Below are 25,583 nucleotides of genomic sequence, written 5' to 3' on the forward strand. Positions count from 1 at the left end.
TCCGGGTTAGAGACCTTTACTCGTGCTCGTTCGTGCAAAGGTCTCTTTTAAACATTAGCCAAACGTATCGGCAAACAGGTTATTTGCCCATTGCAACATGGGTTGCCAGTGGATTTCGCTGGGTTCTGGTGCGCTGGCAAAGTGGGTACGTACCATGTCGCCCGCGCCGTTATTGGCCGCGGGGTCGTAGGCGTAACTGACGCCAATCCAGTTTACTTTGGTTTGCGTTAAAGCCGCAAAGCCGCCCGCAGTGGTGATGGGGTGTTCGTAAATGGGCTGTCCGGCTAATTCGCGCAACATCGCATCGGCACACACTTTGGCTTGTGCGTTGGCCATTTGTCCGGCTTTGGATTGCGCCGACTCAATCGAATCGCCTAAAATGTAAATCGCCTCTTTGCCGACTACGGTCGAACGATAGGTAAGCGGATGAATGGGCGCCCACAATTGATTAGCGTCTAGCAAGCCCGCCGCATACAAGATGGGAGCGGCTTTGTTGTCGGGTATTAAGTTAATCACGTGCGCATTGAGAGTTTCGGGTTCACTTTGACCGGTCACCTCTCCCAGTTCATTGCGTGTTAGGGTCACAAATGTAACTGAACGTCCTGAGCCATCGTCTTGCCCAGAGTTAACCGCGGTAATTTTGCTGTTGCCACGGTACTGTACTCCAAGCTCATCGTACAGCGCATGAAATAGGGAATTTTCAACAAAAATATCAGGCTGGGTGTCTAAAACGACGACTTGGGCATTTTTGTTTTTGACTCTTAAATAATCGGCCACCGCGCTGGCACGTTCATAAGGCCCTGGCGGACAGCGAAATGGGTAGGTTGGCACATTAATCACAAATACGCCCCCTTCGGGAAACGCGTTAAGTTGGGCTTGCAGCAGGTCGGCTTGCGCTCTAGAACCCCAAGCGTGCGGTAATTTTAGGGGATCCCAACCAGGCACATCGACAAAATCAATACCCGGTGACAAAATCAGCCGATCGTACGCTAAAGGCTCTACAACCGCACCCTCGGTCCCTTCCAAGGTGACGGTTTTAGCCACTGAATCGATGGCGGTGACTCTGTCTTGCACCCAAGTAACGCCGTGTACATCGCGTAACCGATCATAACCAAATGAGATGCGATCGGCCTCTAATTGACCGGTAATGACCATGCCACTCATAATGGGCGACATAAATTGCGCGTTGGGTTCAATCAACGTGACTTTTACGGTGTCTTTGCCCCACAATTTTAAATATTTGGCAACGGTAGCCCCGCCAAAACCTCCACCGACCACCACAATGTGCGGCACGCTAAGCTCATCGGCCAAGCTGGGCAACCATTGCGCGCCCATAATCCCAGCCAATACACCCGCGCTGGCTTTTAATACATTGCGCCGCGACCACATGGCTTGGCGAACGTCTAACTGTACGGTTGATTTACTCATGATTATTCTCCCTGCGCGTAGTTAACTTTGCTGTAGTAGGTTTTAAGCAGATCCACTTCATCGGCCGTGTACGCCAAAGCGTGTAAATGCATCGAACTGCCACCGTATAAATCGACATCTTGGTAAATGTGCATGGCGTTGCTGATACCGCTTGCATCGTACAAATTGGGCCAGTCACGCACGGCCACGCCGTAAGTGCCATGACATTGCGCGCATTGCGACGCCAACTGGCGGGCGCCCAATGCCAAGGTGCTTTCGTCCACACTGATGGCGCTGTAATTGACCGCGGTAATGTCAAAGTAAATACCACTGTCAGGTTGGGTGGGTGTGTCTAAAGAGCTTGTGGTGTCAGAGTTGTCCGAATCGGAACTAAAGCACCCCGTTAATAACACCCCGCTTAATAAACTGCATGCGCCAAGGGCGCTTAACACACGGTAATTGCTTTTCATCTTTAATACCTCTTAACTTATAAGGTTTATCGTCTTGCAAATTGACTATAAACACCGTATTAAAAGGTCGCAATGTAAGAGTGATATTAGGTCAGTAAAAGTAAAAAGTGCGGCGAATTGTCTTCACCTAAAAGGAGGATTTATTTTTTAAAAGACATTTTAAATCAATAAATTAAGTGGTTTTTGTCATGTTGATGTTAGCTTGATTCAGATTATTTTTAGGCTTATGTTTAACAACTGCTTTAAACTAAAGCGTTGTTAAACAGTCTCTTTTAAAACTTCGACAGTAAGGTTAGGATAAAACGATTATGAAACTGCTGTTAATTGAAGACGAGCTGCTGCTGTCGCAAAACTTAACCAAACAGTTTAATCGCTTAGGGTTTGTGGTGGATGCGGCATTGGATGGATTGGAGGCGTTGCATTGCCTAAGTGAGCACACTTACGATGCCGTGATTTTAGATTTGGGTTTGCCCAAACAACCAGGCCTGGTGGTATTAGAAACGTTGCGCAAACAGGGTGTGACAACCCCAGTTATCATATTAACCGCGCGCAACACTTGGCAAGAACGCGTAAATGGTTTAAAAGCCGGTGCCGACGATTATTTGGGCAAGCCGTTTGAGTTTGAAGAGCTGTTGGCGCGGGTTCACAGCGCGTTACGGCGTGCACAGATGGCGCACAACGCGGTCGCGCAAAACGCGCTGCAACAGGGTGACTTAACGCTGGATTTAGACGCCCAACAAGTGCGCGTCGGCACGCAAGAGTGGCAGGCACTGACCGCCACCGAGTTTAAACTGCTTAAGTTGATGATGCAGACGCCGCAAAAAATATTTTCAAAAAGTGAGTTGATTGAGCGTATTAACGACCAACATTACGATTGTGATAGTAATGTGGTTGAGGTCTACATTAGACGTTTGCGTCAACGCATTGGCAAGCAGCGCATTGAAACTTATCGCGGCCAAGGTTATCAATTTAAGGTGATTTAAGGTCATTTAAGGTCATTTAATGTTGGAATTTTTAACTCTTTTAACCCTATTTAACCGTGAGACTACGCCATGCAATCCTTAGAAACCCAACTGCGTAACGCGTTAAGCGTGAGTTTGCTGGCGCTGTTTTTACTGTTTTGGTGGGTGACCACCTACAGCATTCACCAGCTTATTGAGCAATATGTGGTGACGCGCTTAAGTCACGACGCCGAAATTTTACAGCGTCAACTCACCTTGCAAAACGGTCAATGGTCGTGGGATCAAAATAGCAACGAGGTGATTTATCAACGCCCGCAATCGGGACACTATTTTTGGGTCACCACCGTCAATGCTGATGCATCTGTCCCTTTGGCGAGCTTGTCATCGCCCTCGCTGAGTGACTTTAGCTTGTTTGCCCCAACCGATTCGCAGCACGCCGCGGTGTACGAAACCATGGGGCCAAAAGACAAAATGGTGTTGGTCTATCGAGCGGCGTTTGCAATGACCGATGCGGTGTCTGGTCAAAAAGCCGATGCGTATCTGTTTGTGGTCGAAGACCATTCGCCCATTCAAAATATCTTAAGGCAGTTTGATTGGCTGTTTGGGCTGTTTTCGCTGTTAGGGTTGTTGGGGTTGTGGTGGCTGCAAAAGCGCATCTTAAAACGCAGTTTTGCCAGTTTGCAGCCGGTGCGCCATTCGCTTAATCAAGTGTTAGCGGGTGAGGTGGCCAGTATTAACCATCAAGTTCCCAAAGAAATTGCCCCGTTGGTCAGCACGCTTAATCACGTTTTGGGGCAGTTGCAATCGCGCTTAGAGCGCTCACGGCAAGCCACGGGCAATTTAGCGCACGCGTTAAAGTCGCCGCTTAACGTGCTGTATCAATTTTTGGACGACCCGCACATGAATGCCAACCCGGCGCTAAAAACGGTGTTATTAGAACAAGCCAAACGCATGGAAGTGCTGATTGAGCGCGAGTTGTCTAAAGCCCGCACGGCCGGGCGTGGTCTGAGTTTGCAGACGTTTCATTTTAGCGACGATTTACGCGATTTGCTGGCGAGTTTAAAACAATTGCATATTGATAAAATCATTGAGTATCAGGTGGTTGAGTTTGACTTTGAAGGCTTGGACTTCGATCGAGAAGATCTATTTGAGCTGCTTGGCAACGTCTTGGACAACGCCAGTAAATGGTGTCAGAGTCGGGTGCGTGTGTTGGTTGTGTTAGAGCCAATGGAGCAAATCAATCAAATGAATCAAATAAATCCACCAGGCCTGGTCAATGCGCCCGCGATTCGTTTGGTGGTCGAAGACGATGGCCAAGGCGTGTCGGCCGATGACATGCTGTTAATGCAGCAACGCGGTACACGCTTGGATGAGAGTCAACCCGGCCACGGCTTGGGATTGTCCATTGCCGCCGACATTGCCAAAGCGTATGGCGGCCGTTTGGAGTTTTCGCAACATCGGGTGTTTATCGCCCAAGTTGCCCCTTTGTCGGGACTGCAAGTGAGTGTTATTTTACCAATGTCGGCGCAGGTTTAATGTGAGCGCGCGCTTTTAAGCTTTTTGCACGTTTTGGCGTCATTTTCAGTTTCAATTCAGTTTGCTGCTTTACACTGGCCTCATTCATAGTGAATGGGGCTTTTTTATGTCGGTACAAACATCATCGTTAGCGGCTTTAGCCGTAAATTTAATGGCGGGCTTTACGCTCATTGGTGCAAGCCATTCTGTGTTTGCGCAAACACAACCACAATCACCGGTGCAAACATCGGTACAAACATCGATACAAACTCAAACTGCACCCAGCTTATCGCAGGTGGCTCAAGCGGTGTATCAGCGCTTGGCCGAACAGACCTTGTTAACCGGTTATGAGCAAGTGGCGCAAGCGCAAAGTGTCCTTAAAAGCGGGTTTTTAGCCGAAGGGGTCACGGTCAATCTTAAACATCAAAGTGATGCGCTCACCGAGCAGACCGGGCAGTTTAGTTGGGAGGGCGGGGTGGCCTTGCCATTGGGATTGGGTGCTCAAAATCAGGCGCGTCGCGAGCTAAGCACGCTGTACGGCGCGCAGCGCGATGCCTATGAGCGCTTGTTGCAATCGCAGGCCTCGGGCGTGGCGCGCCAAAGCGTGTGGACGGTTAAAAAGGCGCAAGCCATTCTGCAGCACGCGACTGAGCAAGAGGCGGTTTTTAGCCAACTCACGCAACAAGTACAGCAGGCCGTAAAGGCCGGCGAACAACCGCAACTGGATTTAGTCTTGGCGCGCAAAGCCCAAGCGCAAGCCAATACACAGCGTTTGGCCGCGCTTACCCAACTTAACCAGGCCTGGTCAAGTTATGAATATTGGACGGGTTTAAATACCTTACCCAATGATGTAATGGAAAATTTTTCGAATGACCTTAGCGGTTCAACCGGTTCAAGCGGTTCAATCGCTTTAAGCGATGTCAGCAAACACCCCAAAGTGCAGTGGCAGGCGTTGCAGGTGCAAAAAGCCCAAGGTCAACTTGCGCTGGAACGGGCACAAAGTAAGCCCAAAAGCACGCTGTTTTTAGGCGCGGTCAGTGAGCAAGACGCACAAACCAGCGCACGCTCGCAGCTTATTGCCGAGGTCAGTATTCCGCTCGGAACGCCTGAGTCGTATCAAGCCGCCATGGCCGAGCAAGCCTATGGGGTCAGCGAACAAAACAGTGCGCTGTTGCAAGCTCAGCAGACGGTGCAACAAAGCGTAAGGTTGCAAGCCCTAGAGTTGCAGGCCTTTGGTGCATTGCAACAGAGTCTTAAAGAAGCCCTTGCGCAAAGTCAGCAAGTGTATGACATGGCCAAAGCCGGTTATCAACAAGGCGAAACGCCCATGGCAACGCTGTTATTGGCGCAACAACAGCAGCTGCAATCACAGTTGGATTGGGCGATAAGTGAAGTGGAATACGGGCAAAAAATCAGCGCGTTTTTGCAAGAGCGTGGCGACAATTTAGTCACGCAAGACCTTTCAACACCACCGCATGCAAACTAGACACGTGACACGACTTACATCGCTTACCTCGATTAATAGGAACTTATGATGAACATTATTTTTGAAAAAAATTCTTTGCGCGCTGTGCGTGTGTGGTTGGCCTTAAGAGTCGGCTTAAGTTTGAGTGTGGGTTGCTTGTTGGCCGCACCTGTTACGGCGTATTCACAAGAAAACACTTCGTTGCCTGGTGCAACGCAGGTGACGGTGGTCTTAACGCAAGCCCAGCAAACCAGCTTTGGCATGCAGTTTAGTGACCCAGAAAAGGTGAGCGAACGGTTAAGTTTTGCCTATTCTGGCTTAGTAAGCCGGCCGGCGACTCAGTTAAAAACCCTAAGCGCGCCGGCCGATGGCTTAATTGTGCAGGTGCTTAAAACCCAAGGCCGTGTGGCGGCGGGCGAGGTAATTATTGAACTGCAAAGCCTGGCGTTATTAGAGGCTCAGCAGGCCTGGTTAAACACGCAAGCCAGTTTAACCTTGGCGATGGCGGATAATCAACGCGCGCAAACCCTGCTTAAGTCGGGCGTGGTGGCGCAAAAACAGGCCGCACACTTGGCCGCGCAAGCGCACATGCTGCAACAAGAATTACAGCAACGCGCACAAACTCTAACCCTACTGGGCATGAGCGACGACCGAGTTAAGCGTTTGCAACAGACGCGCACCATACAACCCGCTACGCTCAGCGTCATGGCGCCCAGCCAGGGTGCGGTGCAAGGTGTGAGCGTGCAAGTGGGGCAGCGCGTGAGTGTAGGGCAACCCTTGGCGCAATGGTTAGACGTAAGCCCGCTTTCAGCTGACGCGGTGGTAAGCCAGCATGTTATCGACGTGCATGTGCCTTTGCAGCAAGTCGCTCACCTGCAGTTGGGTCAGGCCGTGGTGGCGCACGCCGCCAACGATTCAAGCACCGACCAACTAATACGTGGAACGATTTCGCTGATTGACTTCGCGGCCAATCCACTTAACCAAACCGTGCGAGTGCAATGCCATTTTGACAACGCCGACCTGATGCCGGGTGCACTGGTAAAACTCGCGTTTGCGTGGCCGGTCGCACCAGAATTATCAAGCTCATCAAGCTATGCGTATCGTGTTGCCTCGCCAGCGGTGATTAAGGTAGACGGTCAAAACGTGGTGTTTGTGCGCCAAGCTCAGCAACCCGATGTGTTGGTGATGCACGCGGTGCACGCCTACGAACAGCCAACGCTAATAAAAGCCAAGGCGCAAACGGTGATTGTCACCCGCGAGCCGCTTGTTAACGCCCAAGTGGTAACCCAAGGCTTAACCGCTGTACTGGGGGCGATGGCGGTCAGTGAAGCCGGTGACGAAAGTCCTCAGGGAGAACAATAATGTTGTCGCGTACGATGGCCTTTTTTTTAGCGCAACGCATGATGGCGCTATTATTGGCGGTGGCCTTGTTGGCCGCCGGCTGGATGGCGTTTCAAAAAACGCCCGTGGACGCGTTTCCGGACGTGTCGCCTACCCAAGTTAAAATTATTCTTAAAGCCCCGGGTATGACGCCGGCCGAGATTGAATCGCGCATTATTCAACCGCTTGAAGTTGCGTTGTTGGGCGTGCCCAATCAGTCCATGTTACGCTCGATGGGCAAATACGGCATTGCCGACATTACCTTGGATTTTGTGGAGGGCACTGACATTTATTGGGCGCGCCAACAAGTGGCCGAACGCTTAGCGGGCGTGAGTTTACCGCAGGATGTCTCGGGCGGCATTGCCCCCATGACCACGCCGTTAGGTGAGATTTTTATGTTTACGGTGGAGGGCAATACCCTTAACACCATGGAAAAACGCGATTTATTAGACTGGGTTATTCGACCCGCGTTGCGTTCGGTGGCCGGTGTAGCCGATGTAAACGCCTTGGGCGGTTACGCTCGAGTGTACGCCGTTGTGCCCAATAACGCCAAAATGCAGGCGTTGCAAATTTCATTTGCCGCATTGCAACAGGCGTTAGAAGACAACAACCGCAACGACGGCGCGGGACGGTTAATTCAGGGTGAAGAGGCGTTATTGGTACGCACCTTGGGCAACGTCAACACCTTGGACGACATTGCCAATATTGTGGTGGCCACCCGCGACGGTCAAGCCATTAAAGTGGCTGACATCAGTGAGGTTAAAATTGAATCGCTAACCCGTTATGGCGCGGTCACCCACGATGGCGTGGGCGAGGCGGTAGAAGGGCTGGTGGTGGGCTTAAGCGGCGCCAATACGCGCGATGTGATTGCCGGGGTTAAAGCCAAACTGGTGTCGATTGAATCGGCTTTGCCGCCGGGCATTAGCGTGAAGGTATTTTACGACCGCAGCCATTTAATTGACAAAGCCATCTCTACCGTGTCCACCGCATTGGTTGAGGCGGTGGTGTTGGTGGTGTTGCTGTTGTTGCTGTTTTTAGGCAACGTGCGTGCCGCGGTAACCGTGGCGCTGGTGTTGCCTATGGCCGCGTTAATGACGTTTATTTTTATGAATGCCTTTGGTTTGTCTGCCAATTTAATGTCGTTGGGTGGTTTGGCCATTGCCATCGGTATGCTGGTAGACGCTGCCGTGGTGGTGGTTGAAAACATTGTTACTCATCAAGCCAAAGACCATCAAAAACTCCCTAAATTGCACATTATTTACCGCGCCATTGAAGAAGTGTCGGTACCGGTTATTTCGGGGATTGGCATTATTATGATTGTCTTTTTACCCCTGCTCACCTTGCAAGGGTTAGAAGGCAAACTGTTTGCCCCAGTGGCGTTAACCATTGTGTTTGCCTTGGGCAGTGCATTGGTGCTGTCGCTCACGATTATTCCGGTGATTGCATCGTTTGTGTTGGGCAAAGCGTCGCACGAGTTGCCGTGGCTCATGCGTAAATTGGTGGCCGGCTATCGTCCCGTGCTGAGCTGGGCTTTGGCGCACGATAAGTGGGTAATGGGCTTGGCCGCACTGAGTTTAGTGTTGACCGTGGGCGTGTACACTCAGGTGGGCAAAACCTTTATGCCGCAAATGGACGAGGGCGATTTAATTGTGCAGCTTGAAAAACTGCCGTCCATTTCGGTAGACGAGTCGATGCGGATTGATTTGCAAGTGCAGACCGCCTTGCTGAAAAACATCCCCGAAATAGAGCGCATTGTGGCGCGTTTGGGGGCGGACGAGTTGGGGCTTGACCCGATGAGCTTAAACGACACCGACAGCTTTTTGGTGTTAAAACCCACTAAAGAGTGGCGTATGAACAGCAAAGACGAGCTCATTGAAGAGATTAGAGTGTTGTTAGAACGCGATTTTCCCGGGGTTAATTACGCCTTTACCCAGCCCATTCAAATGCGGGTAGACGAAATGTTGACCGGCGCGCGCGGAGACATTGCCGTGCAAGTGTTTGGCGAAAGCAGCGAAGAACTGAACACCGTGGCGCTGCAAATGGTGGAACTGTTAAAAACCGTGCCGGGTGCGCAAGATGTCTTTACCGCCCAAAACGACGGCATGAAATACCTGCAACTTGAGATTGACCGTTTTGAAGCTGGGCGTTTAGGGGTGTCGGTGAATGAGGTGCAAAATCAGTTGCGCGCCTATTTAGAAGGTTTAAACGTCGGTGTGGTCTATCAAGACAACCGGCAAATTCCGCTGATTATTAGAGCCGACGCCGCCCATCGCGCTTCGCAAATGGCGTTTTTAAATCAAACATTGGTGCTTGAAAACGGTCAAAGTGTTTACCTAAACCAAGTGCTTAAGGTGCAAGAGGTCGATGGTCCTGTGTCGGTACGCCGCGAGCAAGGCAAACGGTTTTCGGTGGTGGTGGCCAACGTGACTGGGCGTGATTTGGTGGGCTTTGTCAGTGACGCGCAAGCGTTGGCCGCGCAATTAGACGTGCCGGCCGGGGTCTATTTTGAATGGGGGGGTGAGTTTAAAAATCAGCAACGCGCCGCCGAACGTTTAACCTTGGTGGTGCCGGTGGCATTGGCGTTGATTTTTATGATCTTATTTGCCACTTTCCGGTCAGTCGCCCAAGCGGTGATGGTGTTGTCTAATATTCCGCTGGCGTTAATGGGCGGAGTATTTGCCCTGTGGATAACCGGTGAATATCTGTCGGTTCCTGCCTCGGTCGGGTTTATTGCCTTGTTGGGTATTGCCGTGCTAAACGGCGTGGTGATGGTGAGTTACTTTAACCAACTGTTGGCGCAAGGTTTAAGCCTGTCCGAAGCGGTGTTTGAAGGCGCGGTGCGTCGTTTGCGTCCGGTGCTGATGACCGCCAGCATTGCCGCCTTGGGCTTGTTGCCGTTGGTGTTTGCCAGCGGACCGGGCTCTGAGATTCAACGCCCATTGGCCATTGTGGTGATTGGCGGTTTGTTGTCGTCTACCTTATTAACCTTGGTGATTTTACCCATTTTTTATCGCCGTTTTGGCGTTAAACCCAGTATGAGAGCAGAGCAATGAAAACGACTATGGTTGAAGAGAATGTGAGCCAAAAACTAAGCCAAAACCCCGTTTTACCAGAATTATTAGAGTTAACAGAGTTAACAGAGTTACCAGGCCTGGTGACTCAATCAAGCGTGTTATTAAGCCTGTTTTTGCCTAAAGCGGTGGTAAGCGACGCGGTGGATTGTTTGATGGTGCAAGAATGGGTGATTAATTTTAACGTCACGCCCGTGCAAGGCTATGGTGGCTTATTAAAGGGTCAAAATGCGTTAAATAATCAGCGCACCCAAGAGGGGCAAAATAGCCAAAACAATCAAGACAGTTTAAGCGTTAAAGAACAAGTGGCGGGTTATCAAGACAAAATGCACATTCAAGTTTTGTGTCCATCCGAGCAAGTGCCCGCCATTTTATTGGCCATAAAAGCCAACCTGCCGCACTCCACGGTGCGTTATGTTATCGTGCCGGTGTTGGCGATGGGTCAGCTTTAATGGATTTTGTGGGCTTTGTCGGCTTTATGGGCTTTATAGGCGCAGAGTTGTTTTGACTCACTTTAACTCGTTGAGTAAAAATGACAAACAGTAACAGCGTCATCACAATAAAGCTGTAACGTCCCACGCAGTCGTGCGCGCAATAAAAATAGTCGCTGTCCCACTGTGTGGCGTAAATCACCAGCGTAATGCGCAGACTGTTTAAAAAAGCCAAAATTAGATAGTTTTCCATCAGCCAAAGCGTTTTAACCCGCCAATGCGCTGGGTAAGCCAAAATCGCGGCGGCAAGCAGTAAATAGGCGGTTAACCCATTGCAACTGTCCACAATCCAAATTTGAAATGGATGACTTAAATAGACTGTGTACCCGTCTAAGGTAACGGGCAGTGCGAATAGACTAATCCAATCCCGAGTGAGTTCGATGGTGAACTGCGTTTGCCAGGCTTGCACCGCAAACAGCGGTGAGAGGTTGGGTAAAAAAAACACCCCAACCAAACCACTGGCCCATAAAACGTAGCGAAAAAAAAACCAGCCCATAGCCTTCCCCTTATAAATTGACAGGTTACTCGCGTTTATGGATTGCTTATTGATTGGATTTTTTACGCATAATCCAACCGCCTAGCCCAAGCATGAGCAAAAAGGTGGTGATTAATGCGGTTAAATCCATCGCACTGGCCGAACCACCCGATGAGCTGCTTACCGTTGGCGTAACCACGGGTGTTTCTAAGGGCGTTTCTACAAACGTTTCTGGCGCTGGATTGCTTACATGACCTGGCACAGATTGATCTTGCGACACAATGGGCACCATACGAAGTGTGAACTTAGAGTCGGTAAACGCACTTACATTACCAATGTTAACAATGTAACTTAAGCCTAAATTTAACAAGTCTTCAACACCGCCAATGCTGTATTGATTGCTGCCATCGTTCATGCCGGTGTTACTAGACCACTCGCTGAGTTGCTCTGAGCTTATGGGCGCAAAGTTATTGGCGTTGCCACTTAACCATTGGTAGTCTACCGTGTCGGGTGTAGCCGGATTATCGCCCCAAAAGGCCACTAAAGTTGCGTCGGTAAGTGGGTTTTTGTCGTCATCGTAAAAAATGGCGCTGGGTTTATACACGCTGGGCAACCAATCGCCAAAAAATTTGGTGTAGTTACTTGGCATCACCGTGGTCGATTGAATGGTTGTTTTATTTTCGGACAACGCCACAAAATACCCGGCACGTCGGGTGTCAAAAAAACCATCTACTGGGTGTTTATCGTCAGCAGTACCAAACAGGCCTGATGAAAACACCGCTAAATCATCGGCATCCCAAATGTCACCGACGGGGTCTTCTTCATTATTGGGTGGGTTTTCTCCCGTGCCAATCGACAGAGATAGATTTGTATTGTCTGCTAAGGCTATAAAATTTTCCCCTACGCCAAACCCCAACTCAACTTTGTAACCGGCTAGGCGTTTATCGGTGTAGTTATTGAGTTTTTGCAATACTTGATAACGTCGTGGAGTGGTTGTGTCTGCCTCATTCTCTACATTAAACACAATGTCAATCGCATCAGCGCCCACACCGTCTACCGATGTGGGTAAGGCATCAATTTTAAAGCGTTTGTGAGTCTGAAAAGGGCTGTCGCACAAGGTTGGGTTGGGTTCAGTTCCGTGAACTTCCATAGAATCTAACCAACCCCCAGCCGTTAAGTTGTTGGGCAGTTCAGAATATTCATAATACGACGTGCTCATAATGCAACTGGCGGGTTTATTGTTGGCTAGCACTTCGCTAATATCTGGATGGGTAATGGTTTTAATGCCCGAAGGTTCTCCCACCGGCCAGTCTTTGCCGTGTAAATGCCCGGTCACCACCGGCGTTTCACCACCATCGGTGATGTGACTTACAAACGTTTCACCGTACGTCATGGGCGTGTAGCTGCCGTCCGTTTTATTAAATGTTTTGCCAGCAATCTCTTCACCGGTTTCAACATTAATGATTTTGACCTCAACGTTGTCTAAGTTAAAACCGCCAAAACCATTTTTCCATGCATCTGCATTTTCTAACAATGGACTAGGAGCGCCTTGCTGAATGCCGGTGATTTTGCCAGCCCAAGCCGGGTTAAACGCGGTTAAGCAGGCGACGGTGACTAGGGTTAATGGAAAAGAATGCGTTATTTGCGTTTTCATGATAATGGCCTCTTTGATGTTTTATGAACTAAGTTTATAAACTTGATTTCATAGTAAATAAAAGTCAAAAAGAGGGCATCACCCAAAAGAGTGATATGGTTTTGTCATAACGATTCAAGATGATTTGGCGCAAGTGTTAAGGCGAAAAAGTGCAATTTTTATGCATTATTATGTTGGCAATTTTGTAACGATGCACTTACTTTGGCCAGGTGATTGCAACCTTAATAGAGTCTTTAACAAAGCCTTAAAAAGAGTTTAACCAGGCCTGGTGAAAGCAAAAAGGCCACAATTTCATTTGAAATTATGGCCTTTATTTTGGCGTTTAAAAGATAAAGCTGAGAGCCTTATTAGCGCGGTATTAGCGCGGTATTAGCGCCGATTTATTGCGCTAATGTTGGCTGTGCAGTTTCTTCTATTATTTCTTCTATCGTTTCTTCTGCTACATCGTAGTCTTTACGTTGTGCCCAAATATCACTGCCCAACAAATAGGCGGCGGCACTTTCAGGGGCTTCGCTTGGATCAAGCTCTTGCAACCACAAAGAGTACAGCGTTTTACCGTCAGGGGATGCGATGTTTTGCACCTCTTTCTCTTCGGCCACCGACTGCACAATGGCTTCGTTAATCAGCTCACCGTCGGCGTTGGCGGGCACTTTGTCCCACGTTGTACCGTTATCGGTTGAGCGTGTTACAAACAAATCCAATTCCAATCCGGTTCCCATGTCCATTGTGCCATACGTCACAAACAGGGTGTTGGCATCTCTGGTTTCTACGCCATCAATGGGTTCACTGGTGGGAATTAACCGTGGGTCAAGCGTCGATACTTGATTGTTGGTGATGTTGGAAACGTCTATGGGCGCTTGCCAATTAGCACCGTTGTCAAACGAACGTATGATGTTAAAGTTGTTGGACAAATGCCCCACTGAGGCTACGCGCCAAGAAGGCGTGTATTCGTAGCCCACTATGATGTCATTGCCGCTTAAATAGCCGCGCGGTGAGAAGGTGTTTTCTAAGTTATTTTTCCAGGTAGCGTCGTTTAAATTGTTGGCATCCCAGGTGCCCACTAAGGTTTCTACGGCATTAGGGGTGCGCGAACTTAGATTCCAGTGGGTCGAGGTTAAGTTAGATACATCATAACCACCTTTGGCCAAACGCAAATACATGTCCGATGACGCGCCTTGGGTTTCAATGCCCGATTTGTACAAAATACCCCAGCGGTGTTGCACGTTATCGTCGTTCACATCGCTTTCGTCTACTTGGCTGATTAAGGTTAAGCGGCGGACGTTTTCAAGCACCGGTAAATTTTCTGGGTTATTGTCAGGAACCGGACGAACACGATCAGGATCCGGTGCCATAAGTTTATTAACAATAGTACCGGGTGCGATTGGGGTGGGTAGAGTCATTGGAAACGAATGCACATAGGCTATTTTGCCTTGCGCTTCAATTGGAATCGTATCTAACGTTTCGCTGTTGGGTACGCCCGGAAGACTTTCGGCCTCACCTTTGGTCTCTTCGTAGCCTAAAATAACCTGATCGCCAAACAGTCCTAAAATAGGCCGTGATGCACCGGTATCGCCGTTGAGCAGTTGCAGTTCGCTTTCAGGCGTGTCGTTATAAATGGCTCTGATAGGATCCAAATAGGCGCTGTAACATTTGCCATTGTCTTTGCTTTCGGCATCTTCTACCGAGCCATTGGCTGTGCATAAACTTTCGCAATACAGTGCACCGGTTTCCGAATTAACATTGTCGGCATTGCACACTGCGTTATCGCTGACGGGTACGGGCGATGACAGCTTGTTTAAAGCTTTGGGTTTGCTGGTTTCATCCGAAGTTGGCGTGCCTCCGGTTACCGCTGCGTCATCAATCGCGGCAAAATCGTCTATGGCAATGTAGCTGTACCAAATGTCGGTGCGGTGGTTGGTCGATGCCCCACTCCAGCCATCGCCTGGGCCTTCACCGCCGCCAGGACGTAAGCCTTCTGGGTCTTCTTGCCACGCCAATACAAAGCCTTCGGGGCCGGCATCAATGGTGATTTTATTAGAGTCGCGGCGTCCTGTGGTTAATTGCTCGGGTGCGCGCCAGTCAATGCTGTGCGTTGCTTCATTAAACACACCGCGTGCGGTCCATACACAGCTAAAAGGCACTTCGTGCGCGGGAATAATCTCGTCGCCGTACATGGCCTCGCCTTCGTAATTAATGGTTTTTTGTGGACCGTTCACTAAATACAAATCGGGAATAGCATTTTCTGACAGTTCACCTGGATCGCCGCTAGGGCAAAATTTGTCGTTCCACGCCACCATCACGTAACCACCTTCGGTTTTAATGGCGGGTTTAAACGAATGCCCAAAATAATCTTCTGTGCTGCCATCGCCATCAAAATCGACTTTAATGGAGCTGTTATCGGCGGTGTTGGACACGTTTATGGCTTTCCAACTTTTTCCGCTGTCAAGGGATAAAGAGACAAAGGTATCGGCAAAATGCTCAATGTCAGGCAGTTCAGAACTGCCGGTGCCCATTAAAAAATCCCCCGTCATGGTGTCAGTGTAACTGACTAAAAGGGGTCTTACCTCAGTCGTCTCATCCACTTCGCCCGTGGTGGAGTAACTGGGGGTTTTAAGCATCATACTCACAATGCTGTGCCCGCCACTGCCGGCCTCTGGCGTTCTTGAGATGTTTTTATGCACCGTAATATCGCCGCTCATGACTTCGGTAAAGTGGGCTTCTGCCTCGTCTTCAGTTACCACAGCGTCATCGTCTTCGGGGTTGGCGGTGGCCTCTACCACGGCTTGTAAAATGGCGATTAAATCGGCTTTAAGCTCGGTGGCGTCTTCTAGGCTCATTTGTGAAAAGTCGAGCGTGGTTAAATCAATATTGGGGTATTTCGCCAAAAGAGCGGCTTCTAACGCCGCCACCGATTCGGCGGTAATGGTGATGCCATTAGACGGATTGGCGTCGTTGTCGAGCGACTGCAGTAGCACTAAAATGTTTAAGACGCGCTGGTCAATTGTGGCATCAGGCCCAAAAAAATCCAGCGGCGACACTTGGTCGGTACGGCCTAATAACTGGCCAAGCTTAATTTTATCGCCTAAATAAAAACTGACCATGCCGCCTTTTTTAAATTGATACAACCCACCATTTTGGGTTGTGCCATTCAGCGCGCCTTTGAAGGTTAAGCCATTAACGGGCGAATCAACAAACGTACCGGTTAAGGTTTCGGTTTCGGCCGCCGCAGTTGAATCGCTGCTGCCAGTGTCAGAACAGCCTGAAAGGCCAGAAATACTGGCGCCCATAGCCAAAGCCATGGCAAGCGCGAGGGGTTTTTGAGTGAGGTTCATGATGCGTGCTCCTAAGAAGTTAAGGGATTGTTTAAAGTCGCTTAAATCTTAGGCAATGAGTTGAGTTGGAGGCATCACCCCAAAGAGTGATTTTGAAAAGGAGAGTGCGATAATTTGATTTAACACAAGTATCTTTTTTAAAAAGATTGCAAGGCTCTAAAACCGGTTTAACCAGGCCTGGTTGCTTTGATTACTTTGATTACTCCGTCATGCCGTGCCACGACACGGCATCTACAGGGGAAAACCGAACCCGCAATGATGGGGTTTTATTGGTGGTAAAACCAAACCAACCAGGCCTGGTTAAAATCTTAGCAAAATAATCAGACCGCTTATTTTTGAGACAGCTCTAAAATTTCAGGTGTATTAGCCAACTTATTTACCAGTGCATCAAGCTCTTTAGCAAAGTCCGATTCAATGGCTACCTCGCCAACGGCTTGGATTAAATCGTTGTAAAAATGTACATCACCAGTAAGCCTATGCCAAAATTCTTGACCAGTGTAAACGGGGTAGTCGTAGTCTTTACTGATTCGTTTATAGTGCCCATTTAAATCAGACGGTTCACCATAAATAACTCCCACAATCATGTCGCTGTGCGTGATTCGAATATGATTAGTTTTCCCTAAGTTAATGACTTTTTTAAAATGATTGGCAATGGTTTCTACATCGTCTTTATTGATGGTGTCGGGGCCAGATTTAAGCTGGCAGTACTTTTTGTGACCATCTATGTAATCGGTAAATTCAATGTCGATTCCCGAAGTGGTGCTACCAAACGAACTTAACACGTCGTTGGCAAATCTTTGAATATGAGTGCCAAATGATGTGGTGATGGATGTGCCCAACACTCTTGGGTAAATCAATGCTTTAGCGATGCTGTCGGGTTGAGAGTTACCGCTCATAAAATTGGCTAAATAAACCGCTAAAAAAGGGTTTATGTTGAACTGAGAAGCGGTTTCTAGCTTTAAGGCATTACGAATATGGTTTTGCGCAATACTCTCTCGAAACCATTGTTTTGCTTTGATTAATACAGCTTGTTTTTGTTCGTTTGTCATAGAGTTTATTCGCATTTTTAAAGGCACTTACAGGCGCGTAAACGCATTAATGCGTGTGCAAGGGACTTTTATTCTGTTAAAATTTAATAACCATTACCAATCTTGAGTAATCTTATTATGAAAAATTTCTATTCCTTAGCCGAGACCGCTGATTTACTTACCGTGTCTAAAGAGACGTTAAGGCGCTGGGACGATACCGGAAAATTAAAATCAACCCGATTGCCTAACAATTATCGCGTTTATACACCAGAATCGTTAAAGCAATATGTCCAGGGTAAAAGTATTTTTGAACTCGAGGTGATGGACGAAAATCACTATATCCCAATCAAGCCTTATAGTGTACTTGAATTATTTGCGGGCGCAGGCGGAATGGCATTGGGCTTAGAAAAAGCGGGAATGAAATGCCAACTCCTTAATGAACTTGACAAAACCGCATGCAAAACGCTAAAAACCAACCGTCCAGATTGGAATGTAGTAGAAGGCGACGTAGCCAAAGTTTGTTTTAAAAACTATTTTGGAAAAATTGATGTTGTCACCGGTGGGTTTCCCTGTCAGGCTTTTAGTTATGCCGGCAAAAAATTAGGTCTTGAAGATGCTCGGGGTACTTTGTTTTACGAGTTTGCACGTGCGGTAAAAGAGACGCAGCCATTAATGTGCGTGGGTGAAAATGTTAAGGGATTAGTAACGCATGATGATGGCAAGACGCTTAAGGGGATGATTGAAATATTGAGTGATTTGGGCTACGACGTGTTGGAGCCACAGGTTTTAAAGTCGGCTTATTTTAAAGTGCCACAAAAGCGCGAAAGACTTTTCCTAATTGGGATAAGACGAAATTCGGGCATTCAATTTAACTATCCCAAGCCCATGCAAGAAATGATGACGCTTACGGACGCCCTAAAAGCAGGAATCTTGTATGCAACCGATGTGCCTGAGTCGCCTGGACAGCGCTACCCTGCCCGTAAAAAAGAAATTATGGATATGGTGCCTCCAGGCGGGTATTGGCGTGACCTTCCAGAGGATGTTCAAAAAGAATACATGCTTAAAAGCTATTATCTAGGTGGTGGAAAAACCGGCATGGCGCGCAGAATTAGTTGGGATGAGCCATGTTTAACCTTGACGACATCACCGGCGCAAAAACAAACCGAACGATGTCACCCAGACGAAACACGTCCCTTTACGGTTAAAGAGTATGCGCGTATTCAAACTTTTCCCGACGATTGGCAATTTATGGGCAGTATGAACCAAATATACAAACAAATAGGCAACGCTGTACCCGTAAATTTAGCGCACGCAGTAGGCAAAGAAGTGGTTAAAGCGTTAAATCAATTTATGATTCAGCAAGAATTACGCGCCAAGTTTTCAGCTTAAAAACAGAGTTCTAAAACTTAAAAAACTTAAAAAACTTAAAACCCATTTAGCCAGGCCTGGTTAAGTGGGTTTTTTGTGCGTCGCAATAAGTGTTTTATGTCCACAATTAATCCTGCCTAATGTGAAGCTTACCCAAACAAATGCGGAAACAACTTGGCTTTTTCGGTGTCGCTGAGGGCTTGTACGGTGGCGATGTTGTGTTCGAAAATGGCTTGTGGGTTGGGGTGGTTTTCTAGGGCGCGTTCTAGGCTGTCTTCGCGCAATAAATGCAAAATAGGGTAGGGTGCGCGGTTGGTTAGGTTTTCGGCGTCTTCGGGTTGCGTGCCGCCAAATTGATAGTGGGGGTGAAAACTGGCAACCTGAAAAATTCCTTCCCAGCCTTGTTGGGCGACTAAATCGTCAACCAAATCTAAAAATTGATTGTAATCGTCAAAGTCGTGCAGCAAATTGGGAATCACCAAAACGGTGGTTTCTATGCTGGGTTGTTGTTCTAACGTGTGCAGTTCGGTTTGCAGTTGGGTCAGCAGGCAGAGTTTGTCGGTGCATGGGCTAATGGCAATGTGCACTTGATCGTTTTGGTAGGGATGGGCGGCAAATGGGCAAAGGTTTAAACCGATTACCACCTGTTCGAGCCAGGCGCGAATGCGGGCTTCAATGGTTTGTTGGTCAACGGGGCTGATGTGCGGCATGGTGTGCTCCTTAAGATTGAATAATTTGGTTTAAATACGTCCTGTTAAAACAGTAAGCTTTGAAACTTACGCCGCGATTGAATGATCAAATCGGGGTAGTCGGCGGCGAGCATGTCAAGCGCGGTTAAAATAAGCTTTTGGGGTGCGCCGTCTAAATAGGCGCGGTTGACGCTAAACAGTTTAAACAGGCATTGCAGGGCGTTTTGATATTGAGCGTTGACCATTAAATAACCGGCTAAATAATAGAGCGCCTCGGGGTCGTCTTGGTTGGCGCTGGTGTTGCCGTTGCCGTGAGTATTGGGTTGTTGCGCCAAACGCGCTTGCAGGGTTTCGATGCTCGGTGCGTCTTTGACCAGGCCTGAAAAGACCAAAAGACCGCGCAAAAACTTGCCTTTTGGGTCGTCTTGAGCCACTTGCGGCAGTTTTTCAAATAGGTTTTGTGCATTTTCAAGATGGTCGGTGTGCAGATACATCGCCACTAAATCTAGGTGAATTTTAAAGTTATTGGGGTTTTCACGCGCCGCATCGCCCAAAAGTTGCACGGCTTGATCAAATTGGCCTTGTGCAAACGCCTCGGTCGCTTGCAGTCGCAATACTTCAGAGGGTTCTTGGGTGATGTTGTGGGTTAGCAAAGAGCGGTAGGCGGCTTCGGGCAATAGGCCGGCGTTTTCGGTGATCATTTTGCCGTCTTTAACCAGTTTGTAAAACGGTACATCGCTTACCCCCAGCTTTTGCGCCAACGCACGTTGTTGTTCGACGTTTATCTTGGCCAAAATAAACTGCCCGGCAAATTGGTGAGCGAGCTTTTCTAAAAGGGTGTTCGCCAGCAGGCTTTGCGGGTTAAGTGCCGACCAAAAATGCACCAACACCACAAAGCGTTGCGAGTTACGCATAACCAGTTCTTGAAAGTTGCTGTCGTTAATGTCGGCAATCATCGCCGTGGCAACGGATGCTGAAGACGCTGATGCTGAAGTTGACGTATCGGTCATAGACGGTTCCATAAATTAGTTTAACAGTGCTTTGAGTTGATACAGCGCTTCTAACGCCATTTTGGGTGTGAGCTCGTCGGGATTTAAGTGCGCCAGATGCTGCTCAAGTTGTTCCAATTTTGGGTCGGGTTGGGCGCTGAATAAATCAAACTGTTGTACCGGTGTGGAGTTGGATAGAGCGGACGTGTTATACGCGCCTTGGCTTTGGGCAATCACTTGGTTTTCGAGCTGTGTTAAATGCGTTTTGGCACGCTTGATAACGCTGTGCGGCACACCGGCCAGCGCGGCCACTTGTAAGCCGTAACTTTGCGAGGCCGGGCCGTCTTGCACTTGGTGCAAAAACACAATGCTGTCTTGGTGTTCTATGGCGTTTAAATGCACGTTAATGGTGTTGCTAAACTGATCGCTTAAGTGGGTGAGTTCAAAATAATGGGTGGCAAACAGGCAGTAGCCTTTAATGTGTTTGGCCAAATGTTCGGCAATCGCCATGGCCAAAGCAAGGCCATCAAAGGTCGAGGTGCCACGGCCTACTTCGTCCATTAAAATTAACGATTGCGCGGTGGCGTGGTGCAAAATGTGCGCGGTTTCGGTCATTTCGACCATAAAGGTTGAACGCCCAGAGGTTAAATCGTCCGAGGCGCCAATGCGGGTAAAGATGCGGTCGATGGGTCCTAACGTGGCCGAGCGCGCGGGTACAAAACTGCCCATAAAGGCCATAACGGTAATCAGCGCGGTTTGGCGCATGTAGGTCGATTTACCGCCCATGTTGGGGCCGGTAATAATGTGCAGTTGGCGTTGCTCGTTAAAGCAGGCGTCGTTGGCGATAAACGGCTGGTGTGAGAGCGCTTCAACGGTTAAATGGCGGCCTTGTTCAATGACCAGGCCTGGTAAAGTGCTTAAGTGCGGACGGGTTAAATCTAGCGCGACGGCTTGTTGGGCTAAATTAACCAAGACATCCAGTTGCGCTAACGCTGCCGCACTGCTTTGCAGAGCGTGCAAGGGCACGTTGAGTTGTTCTAGCAGGGTTTGATACAGCCATTTTTCACGGCTGAGGGCTTTATCGTTGGCGCTTAAAATTTTGTCTTCAAAGGTTTTAAGCTCGGGCGTAATGTAGCGCTCTTGGCCTTTTAGGGTTTGGCGGCGTTGGTAGTCGGCGGGCACGTTATCGGCGTGCAGTTTGCTTATTTCAAGATAGTAGCCGTGCACGCGGTTGTAGCCTACTTTTAAGCTGTTGATGCCACTGCGCTCGCGTTCGCGTTGCTCGAGCGCCAACAGATAATCACCGGCTTGGTGTTTTAAATTACGCAGTTCGTCAAGCTCGGCATCAAAGCCTGCGGCGATTACGCCACCGTCGCGAATGAGCATGGGCGGATTGTCTACCAAGGCGCGCGCCAGCGTATCCGCCAGCGCGGGATAGGTGGCTATTTGCTGTGCCAATTGCGCCAGTTGTGCGTTTGGGTGAGATACGTTGTCTTGCAGCGCATCGCCGTTGTGCTGTGCCAGCAGGGTTTGCACAGCGGGCAGGGCGTTGAGCGCGCGCCCCAATTGCAGTAAATCGCGCGGGCGTGCCGAATACAGTGCCACGCGGCTTAAAATGCGTTCCATGTCGCCAATCTGTTTTAAAGTGAGTTTAAATGCGATGGCGCTTTGTTGTTCAATCAGGCATTCAATCGCGTCTAAGCGTGCGTTAATTGACTGGGGGTTTTTAAGCGGCTGATTCAGCCAGCGGCGCAATAAACGACTGCCCATGGCGGTGGCGGTGTGGTCTAAAATGGACAGTAGCGTATTGTGAGTGGTGCCGCTTAAATTGGTGTCAATTTCTAAATTACGGCGGCTGATGGCGTCCATCACCAAATGGTCGGTGGTGTGGTAGGTGTGCAGGCTGTGAATGTGTTCTAAGGTGTTTTGCAACATCGCTTTGGCGTAGTGCAAAATGCCACCGCACGCCGCAATCACAGCCGGTTTTTGGTCGCAGCCAAACGCCACCAAATCTTGGGTGCCAAAATGATCGGTAAGACGTTTTTGACACGACGATACCTCAAAATGCCACGCAGGGTATCTGACCAGGCCTGGTTGGTTTTTAAGTGTGTTGTCGGATTGGGTTAATAGGCTTTCTGGCAGTAATTGGCGCAAAGCATCGTCGTCGGGTACTAAACATTCGCTGGGTTTTAACCGCGCTATTTCATCCAGTAAATCGTTAAGATTGGTAAACTCACAGCCTTCAAAACGGCCACTGGCCACATCCAAATACGCCAGCGCATAATGCGGTTCGATGCGCGCAATTGCGGCCAAAAGGTTTTCAGTTTTGTCTTCTAACAAGGTGTCTTCGACCAGTGTGCCAGGGGTAATCACGCGCACCACTTTGCGCTCTACTGGGCCTTTGCTGGTGGCCGGGTCGCCAATTTGTTCGCAAATGGCCACCGACTGCCCCAGTTTTACCAGTTTGGCCAAATAGCCGTCGGCGCTGTGGTGCGGAATGCCGGCCATAGGAATCGGCGCACCACCCGATTTTCCGCGTGCGGTTAAGGTAATGTCCAGCAGGCGTGAGGCGGTTTGCGCGTCTTCAAAAAACAGCTCGTAAAAATCGCCCATGCGATAAAACAGTAAATGATTGGGATGCTGGGCTTTAATGGCTAAATACTGCACCATCATAGGGGTGTGTTGCGTGGTTGTGGTCATGGTAAAGAGTACGGCTGCGTAGGGCTGATGGGCGTTAAAGGCCAAAGCGTTTAAAAGGGGTACATCATAAAACAATCGCCCTTTATACTCCAGTCTAAAAGGGTATGGGTAGATTGTTGGTTAAAAAGGCGTTAGAATTTTTAGGGTTTTATGTTTGCAATGTTCTCATAAGGAATCGAATATGTCGTTTGAATCGTTAGTCGCCCAAGTGGGTCAGGCTTTAATGGCACACAATGCCATGGTGGTTACCGCCGAATCGTGTACCGGCGGCATGATTGCCGAAGCGTTAACCTCCGTTGGCGGCAGCACGGCCTGGTTTGACCGCGCTTACATTACCTACAGTTACGAGTCTAAAAAAGAGATGCTGGGCGTAAAAGAGAGCACCATTCAAACTAAGGGCGCAGTAAGTCGAGCGTGCGTAGAAGAGATGGCTTTGGCGGCGTTGCAGCAATCGCACGCAAAAATAAGTGTAGCGTGCAGCGGCATCGCAGGACCTGGCGGCGGGTCAAACGACAAACCTGTCGGCACAGTGTGGATTGCCTGGGCGATGCAAGGTCACGAGGCGGTAGTGACCCAGGCCTGTTTGTTTAAGGGCGACCGTCAAGCCATTCGCGAGCAAACCACTCAAACCGCTTTATTAGGCATCATAACGTTGCTCGAAACCCAAGCGATTGCGTGATTTAATCGCCCGCCTTAGCTAGGATTTACGCCCGAGTTGTGGGATAATTTTGCGCTTATTAAAATGCGTAACGGTGTTTTAAGGGTCTCTAAGTATTTAAATAAACTAGCCCGACATGATAGCCCAACATTAAAAAGGATTTACAGATGGATGATAACAAGCAAAAAGCCTTAATTGCTGCCTTAGGTCAAATTGAAAAGCAATTTGGTAAAGGCTCAATTATGCGCATGGGTGACAGCACCGCACCCAGAGACATTGAAGCCATCTCCACCGGTTCTTTAGGGTTGGATATTGCGTTGGGCATTGGCGGTTTGCCAAAAGGTCGTGTTATTGAAATTTACGGCCCCGAATCGTCTGGTAAAACCACCTTAACCTTGCACGTTATTGCCGAAATGCAAAAAGCTGGTGGCACTGCTGCGTTTATTGACGCCGAACACGCGCTTGACCCCATTTACGCCGAAAAACTTGGTGTGGACATTGATAACTTATTGGTGTCGCAACCTGATACTGGCGAACAAGCGCTTGAAATTACCGATGCGCTGGTGCGTTCTGGCGCAGTGGATGTGGTCGTTATCGACTCGGTAGCCGCCTTAACGCCCAAAGCCGAAATTGAAGGCGATATGGGCGATTCGCACATGGGTCTGCAAGCCCGTTTGATGTCGCAAGCGTTGCGTAAGCTGACCGCCAATATTAAACGTACCAATACATTGGTGATTTTTATTAACCAAATTCGTATGAAAATTGGCGTTATGTTTGGCTCGCCCGAAACCACTACCGGTGGTAACGCACTTAAGTTTTACGCCTCGGTGCGTTTAGACATTCGTCGTATTGGCGCGATTAAAAAAGGCGAAGAAATCATTGGTAACGAAACCCGCGTTAAAGTGGTCAAAAACAAAGTGTCGCCGCCGTTTAAACAAGTGGAATTTGATATTCTGTACGGCCAAGGTATTTCACGCGAAGGCGAAATTATTGACTTGGGCGTGCAAGAAAAACTGATTGATAAATCGGGCTCGTGGTACAGCTACAAAGACCAGAAAATTGGCCAAGGTAAAGACAATGTGCGTCAATTTTTAATCGACAATCCCGAAATTGCTAAAACGTTAATTGTGCAAATTAAAGAGCGTTTAATGCCCAAGCCTTATGTGCGCGGCGGTGCTGTGGCAGATAATATTGACGACGTTGAATCAGTATAAAAGACTCAACTTGTATTAAACCCAGTTTAAGAACTTACCAGGCCTGGTCAAAATGAAAAGTGCCGAAGACTTTTTGGCTGAGTTGGCTGCAACAACGCAAACCTTGCAGCCAACGGTTACATTAACCGTAACCCAAGAATGTGCTGGCGCTAAACAGTTAAAACAGCAAATTGAAGCCCGCGCGGTGTTGCTGTTGGCCATGCGTGAGCACGGTGCTAAAGAACTTAAACAAAAGCTATTAAGCAAGTTTGTTGAAACCGATGCCTTGTTAAGTCAATACAACGTGTTACCAGGCCTGGTGAAAAACCTAATTAACGATGTAGTGCAAATTTGCCAAGAAAAAGATTGGCAAAACGACGAACGCTACATTGAACAAGCGGTGCGTAACTGGGCCGACAAGGGCAGTGGGCCGCTAAAAATTAGGCAAAAACTGCAGCAAGGCAGTGCGCGCGATGACTTAATTAGCGCCTATTTAGACTGGGACGATGCCGATTGGCTTGCGCTGGCGCGTGCGGCGTTATTAAAAAATACGGTGCAACCACCAAGCCAAAAGAGCCAAAAGAACAGGCTAAACGCATGCGGTTTTTACAAAGTCGCGGCTTTACCGGGCAGGCTGTTTGGAAGGCGTTTTGTTGAGTCAGTATTGGTTGACCAGCTTGCGTGGGTTTAGGTTAGTCCAAAAAAATACATCAACCCCTTGCGCCGCCCTTAAGTG

19 protein-coding genes are annotated in these 25,583 nt (G+C 48.7%); 10 read left to right on the plus strand and 9 right to left on the minus strand.

Translation table 11 applies throughout. The features are described 5' to 3' along the window. Positions 1 to 54: 54 nt before the first annotated feature. Both EP181_RS03230 and EP181_RS03235 read right to left on the minus strand, forming a co-directional pair. Positions 55 to 1,428, minus strand: coding sequence for an FAD-dependent oxidoreductase (locus EP181_RS03230; protein ID WP_127470381.1), 1,374 nt, complete (start codon positions 1,426 to 1,428; stop codon positions 55 to 57). A 2-nt stretch (positions 1,429 to 1,430) separates the two neighbouring features. Continuing rightward, positions 1,431 to 1,877, minus strand: coding sequence for a c-type cytochrome (locus EP181_RS03235; protein WP_127470382.1), 447 nt, complete (start codon positions 1,875 to 1,877; stop codon positions 1,431 to 1,433). 308 nt (positions 1,878 to 2,185) lie between these two features. Here EP181_RS03235 and EP181_RS03240 point away from each other — a divergent pair, with 308 nt between their 5' ends. From EP181_RS03240 to EP181_RS03265, 6 genes are all read left to right on the plus strand, one after another. Further along, positions 2,186 to 2,860: a response regulator transcription factor gene (locus tag EP181_RS03240; protein WP_127470383.1), complete on the plus strand. Its 675-nt coding sequence runs from the start codon at positions 2,186 to 2,188 to the stop codon at positions 2,858 to 2,860. A 69-nt stretch (positions 2,861 to 2,929) separates the two neighbouring features. Next, positions 2,930 to 4,375: a sensor histidine kinase gene (locus tag EP181_RS03245; protein ID WP_127470384.1), complete on the plus strand. Its 1,446-nt coding sequence runs from the start codon at positions 2,930 to 2,932 to the stop codon at positions 4,373 to 4,375. A gap of 106 nt (positions 4,376 to 4,481) precedes the next feature. Beyond that, positions 4,482 to 5,840 carry a TolC family protein gene (locus tag EP181_RS03250; RefSeq protein WP_127470385.1) on the plus strand — a complete coding sequence of 453 codons (1,359 nt, stop codon included), beginning with the start codon at positions 4,482 to 4,484 and terminating at the stop codon, positions 5,838 to 5,840. A gap of 48 nt (positions 5,841 to 5,888) precedes the next feature. Further along, a complete protein-coding gene (locus EP181_RS03255) occupies positions 5,889 to 7,181 on the plus strand; it encodes an efflux RND transporter periplasmic adaptor subunit (RefSeq protein WP_172959679.1) in 1,293 nt (430 codons plus the stop codon). Next, complete coding sequence (locus tag EP181_RS03260) at positions 7,181 to 10,252, plus strand: efflux RND transporter permease subunit (protein WP_127470387.1); 3,072 nt, start codon at positions 7,181 to 7,183, stop codon at positions 10,250 to 10,252. Before EP181_RS03255 ends, EP181_RS03260 begins: the two co-directional genes overlap by 1 nt. After that, positions 10,249 to 10,722, plus strand: a complete 474-nt coding sequence (locus tag EP181_RS03265) for a DUF3240 family protein (RefSeq protein ID WP_127470388.1) — start codon at positions 10,249 to 10,251, stop codon at positions 10,720 to 10,722. The genes EP181_RS03260 and EP181_RS03265 overlap by 4 nt, the downstream gene beginning before the upstream one ends. On the opposite strand, the gene EP181_RS03270 is transcribed toward EP181_RS03265, so the two are convergent. The 4 genes from EP181_RS03270 to EP181_RS03285 all read right to left on the minus strand — a co-directional run bounded on the left by EP181_RS03270 (position 10,688) and on the right by EP181_RS03285 (position 17,271). Then, positions 10,688 to 11,257: an archaeosortase/exosortase family protein gene (locus EP181_RS03270; protein ID WP_127470389.1), complete on the minus strand. Its 570-nt coding sequence runs from the start codon at positions 11,255 to 11,257 to the stop codon at positions 10,688 to 10,690. The two genes, EP181_RS03265 and EP181_RS03270, sit on opposite strands and share 35 nt — an antisense overlap. 46 nt (positions 11,258 to 11,303) lie before the next feature. Beyond that, the gene (locus tag EP181_RS03275) at positions 11,304 to 12,890 is read right to left on the minus strand and encodes a choice-of-anchor F family protein (RefSeq protein WP_127470390.1); all 1,587 of its coding nucleotides are present in this window, start codon (positions 12,888 to 12,890) and stop codon (positions 11,304 to 11,306) included. Positions 12,891 to 13,270: 380 nt separating this feature from the next. Then, positions 13,271 to 16,222 carry a sialidase family protein gene (locus tag EP181_RS03280; RefSeq protein WP_127470391.1) on the minus strand — a complete coding sequence of 984 codons (2,952 nt, stop codon included), beginning with the start codon at positions 16,220 to 16,222 and terminating at the stop codon, positions 13,271 to 13,273. A 329-nt stretch (positions 16,223 to 16,551) separates the two neighbouring features. Continuing rightward, complete coding sequence (locus tag EP181_RS03285) at positions 16,552 to 17,271, minus strand: PmeII family type II restriction endonuclease (protein ID WP_127470392.1); 720 nt, start codon at positions 17,269 to 17,271, stop codon at positions 16,552 to 16,554. A 117-nt stretch (positions 17,272 to 17,388) separates the two neighbouring features. Here EP181_RS03285 and dcm point away from each other — a divergent pair, with 117 nt between their 5' ends. Continuing rightward, entirely contained in the window at positions 17,389 to 18,639 is a 1,251-nt protein-coding gene (dcm, locus tag EP181_RS03290; protein ID WP_127470393.1) for a DNA (cytosine-5-)-methyltransferase, read from the plus strand. Between the two features lie 128 nt (positions 18,640 to 18,767). Here the strand turns inward: dcm and EP181_RS03295 are convergent, their stop codons facing one another. The 3 genes from EP181_RS03295 to mutS are packed head-to-tail and all read right to left on the minus strand — an operon-like array spanning position 18,768 to position 22,996. Next, positions 18,768 to 19,328 (minus strand): DUF1415 domain-containing protein, encoded by a 561-nt coding sequence (locus tag EP181_RS03295; RefSeq protein ID WP_127470394.1) that lies wholly within the window; start codon positions 19,326 to 19,328, stop codon positions 18,768 to 18,770. Positions 19,329 to 19,372: 44 nt separating this feature from the next. Continuing rightward, on the minus strand, positions 19,373 to 20,317 hold the full coding sequence (locus EP181_RS03300) for a tetratricopeptide repeat protein (protein WP_172959680.1): 945 nt from the start codon (positions 20,315 to 20,317) through the stop codon (positions 19,373 to 19,375). A 15-nt stretch (positions 20,318 to 20,332) separates the two neighbouring features. Further along, a complete protein-coding gene (gene mutS / locus EP181_RS03305) occupies positions 20,333 to 22,996 on the minus strand; it encodes a DNA mismatch repair protein MutS (protein ID WP_127470396.1) in 2,664 nt (887 codons plus the stop codon). Between the two features lie 181 nt (positions 22,997 to 23,177). On the opposite strand from mutS, the gene EP181_RS03310 reads away from it, so the two are divergent. The 3 genes from EP181_RS03310 to EP181_RS12945 all read left to right on the plus strand — a co-directional run bounded on the left by EP181_RS03310 (position 23,178) and on the right by EP181_RS12945 (position 25,538). After that, a complete protein-coding gene (locus EP181_RS03310; protein WP_127470397.1) occupies positions 23,178 to 23,675 on the plus strand; it encodes a CinA family protein in 498 nt (165 codons plus the stop codon). A gap of 146 nt (positions 23,676 to 23,821) precedes the next feature. Continuing rightward, positions 23,822 to 24,868 carry a recombinase RecA gene (gene recA, locus EP181_RS03315; RefSeq protein ID WP_127470398.1) on the plus strand — a complete coding sequence of 349 codons (1,047 nt, stop codon included), beginning with the start codon at positions 23,822 to 23,824 and terminating at the stop codon, positions 24,866 to 24,868. Positions 24,869 to 24,920: 52 nt separating this feature from the next. Continuing rightward, positions 24,921 to 25,538 carry a regulatory protein RecX gene (locus EP181_RS12945; protein WP_476718457.1) on the plus strand — a complete coding sequence of 206 codons (618 nt, stop codon included), beginning with the start codon at positions 24,921 to 24,923 and terminating at the stop codon, positions 25,536 to 25,538. Positions 25,539 to 25,583: the final 45 nt, after the last annotated feature.

The organism is Thiomicrorhabdus aquaedulcis, from assembly GCF_004001325.1.
Lineage (GTDB): Bacteria > Pseudomonadota > Gammaproteobacteria > Thiomicrospirales > Thiomicrospiraceae > Thiomicrorhabdus > Thiomicrorhabdus aquaedulcis.

What these genes read in the sequence shown, in the direction of transcription:
- EP181_RS03230 (WP_127470381.1), bottom strand. Translation starts at nt 1,428, where the DNA reads ATGAGTAAATCAACCGTACAGTTAGACGTTCGCCAAGCCATGTGGTCG.
- EP181_RS03235 (WP_127470382.1), bottom strand. Translation starts at nt 1,877, where the DNA reads ATGAAAAGCAATTACCGTGTGTTAAGCGCCCTTGGCGCATGCAGTTTA.
- EP181_RS03240 (WP_127470383.1), top strand. Translation starts at nt 2,186, where the DNA reads ATGAAACTGCTGTTAATTGAAGACGAGCTGCTGCTGTCGCAAAACTTA.
- EP181_RS03245 (WP_127470384.1), top strand. Translation starts at nt 2,930, where the DNA reads ATGCAATCCTTAGAAACCCAACTGCGTAACGCGTTAAGCGTGAGTTTG.
- EP181_RS03250 (WP_127470385.1), top strand. Translation starts at nt 4,482, where the DNA reads ATGTCGGTACAAACATCATCGTTAGCGGCTTTAGCCGTAAATTTAATG.
- EP181_RS03255 (WP_172959679.1), top strand. Translation starts at nt 5,889, where the DNA reads ATGAACATTATTTTTGAAAAAAATTCTTTGCGCGCTGTGCGTGTGTGG.
- EP181_RS03260 (WP_127470387.1), top strand. Translation starts at nt 7,181, where the DNA reads ATGTTGTCGCGTACGATGGCCTTTTTTTTAGCGCAACGCATGATGGCG.
- EP181_RS03265 (WP_127470388.1), top strand. Translation starts at nt 10,249, where the DNA reads ATGAAAACGACTATGGTTGAAGAGAATGTGAGCCAAAAACTAAGCCAA.
- EP181_RS03270 (WP_127470389.1), bottom strand. Translation starts at nt 11,257, where the DNA reads ATGGGCTGGTTTTTTTTTCGCTACGTTTTATGGGCCAGTGGTTTGGTT.
- EP181_RS03275 (WP_127470390.1), bottom strand. Translation starts at nt 12,890, where the DNA reads ATGAAAACGCAAATAACGCATTCTTTTCCATTAACCCTAGTCACCGTC.
- EP181_RS03280 (WP_127470391.1), bottom strand. Translation starts at nt 16,222, where the DNA reads ATGAACCTCACTCAAAAACCCCTCGCGCTTGCCATGGCTTTGGCTATG.
- EP181_RS03285 (WP_127470392.1), bottom strand. Translation starts at nt 17,271, where the DNA reads ATGACAAACGAACAAAAACAAGCTGTATTAATCAAAGCAAAACAATGG.
- dcm (WP_127470393.1), top strand. Translation starts at nt 17,389, where the DNA reads ATGAAAAATTTCTATTCCTTAGCCGAGACCGCTGATTTACTTACCGTG.
- EP181_RS03295 (WP_127470394.1), bottom strand. Translation starts at nt 19,328, where the DNA reads ATGCCGCACATCAGCCCCGTTGACCAACAAACCATTGAAGCCCGCATT.
- EP181_RS03300 (WP_172959680.1), bottom strand. Translation starts at nt 20,317, where the DNA reads ATGACCGATACGTCAACTTCAGCATCAGCGTCTTCAGCATCCGTTGCC.
- mutS (WP_127470396.1), bottom strand. Translation starts at nt 22,996, where the DNA reads ATGACCACAACCACGCAACACACCCCTATGATGGTGCAGTATTTAGCC.
- EP181_RS03310 (WP_127470397.1), top strand. Translation starts at nt 23,178, where the DNA reads ATGTCGTTTGAATCGTTAGTCGCCCAAGTGGGTCAGGCTTTAATGGCA.
- recA (WP_127470398.1), top strand. Translation starts at nt 23,822, where the DNA reads ATGGATGATAACAAGCAAAAAGCCTTAATTGCTGCCTTAGGTCAAATT.
- EP181_RS12945 (WP_476718457.1), top strand. Translation starts at nt 24,921, where the DNA reads ATGAAAAGTGCCGAAGACTTTTTGGCTGAGTTGGCTGCAACAACGCAA.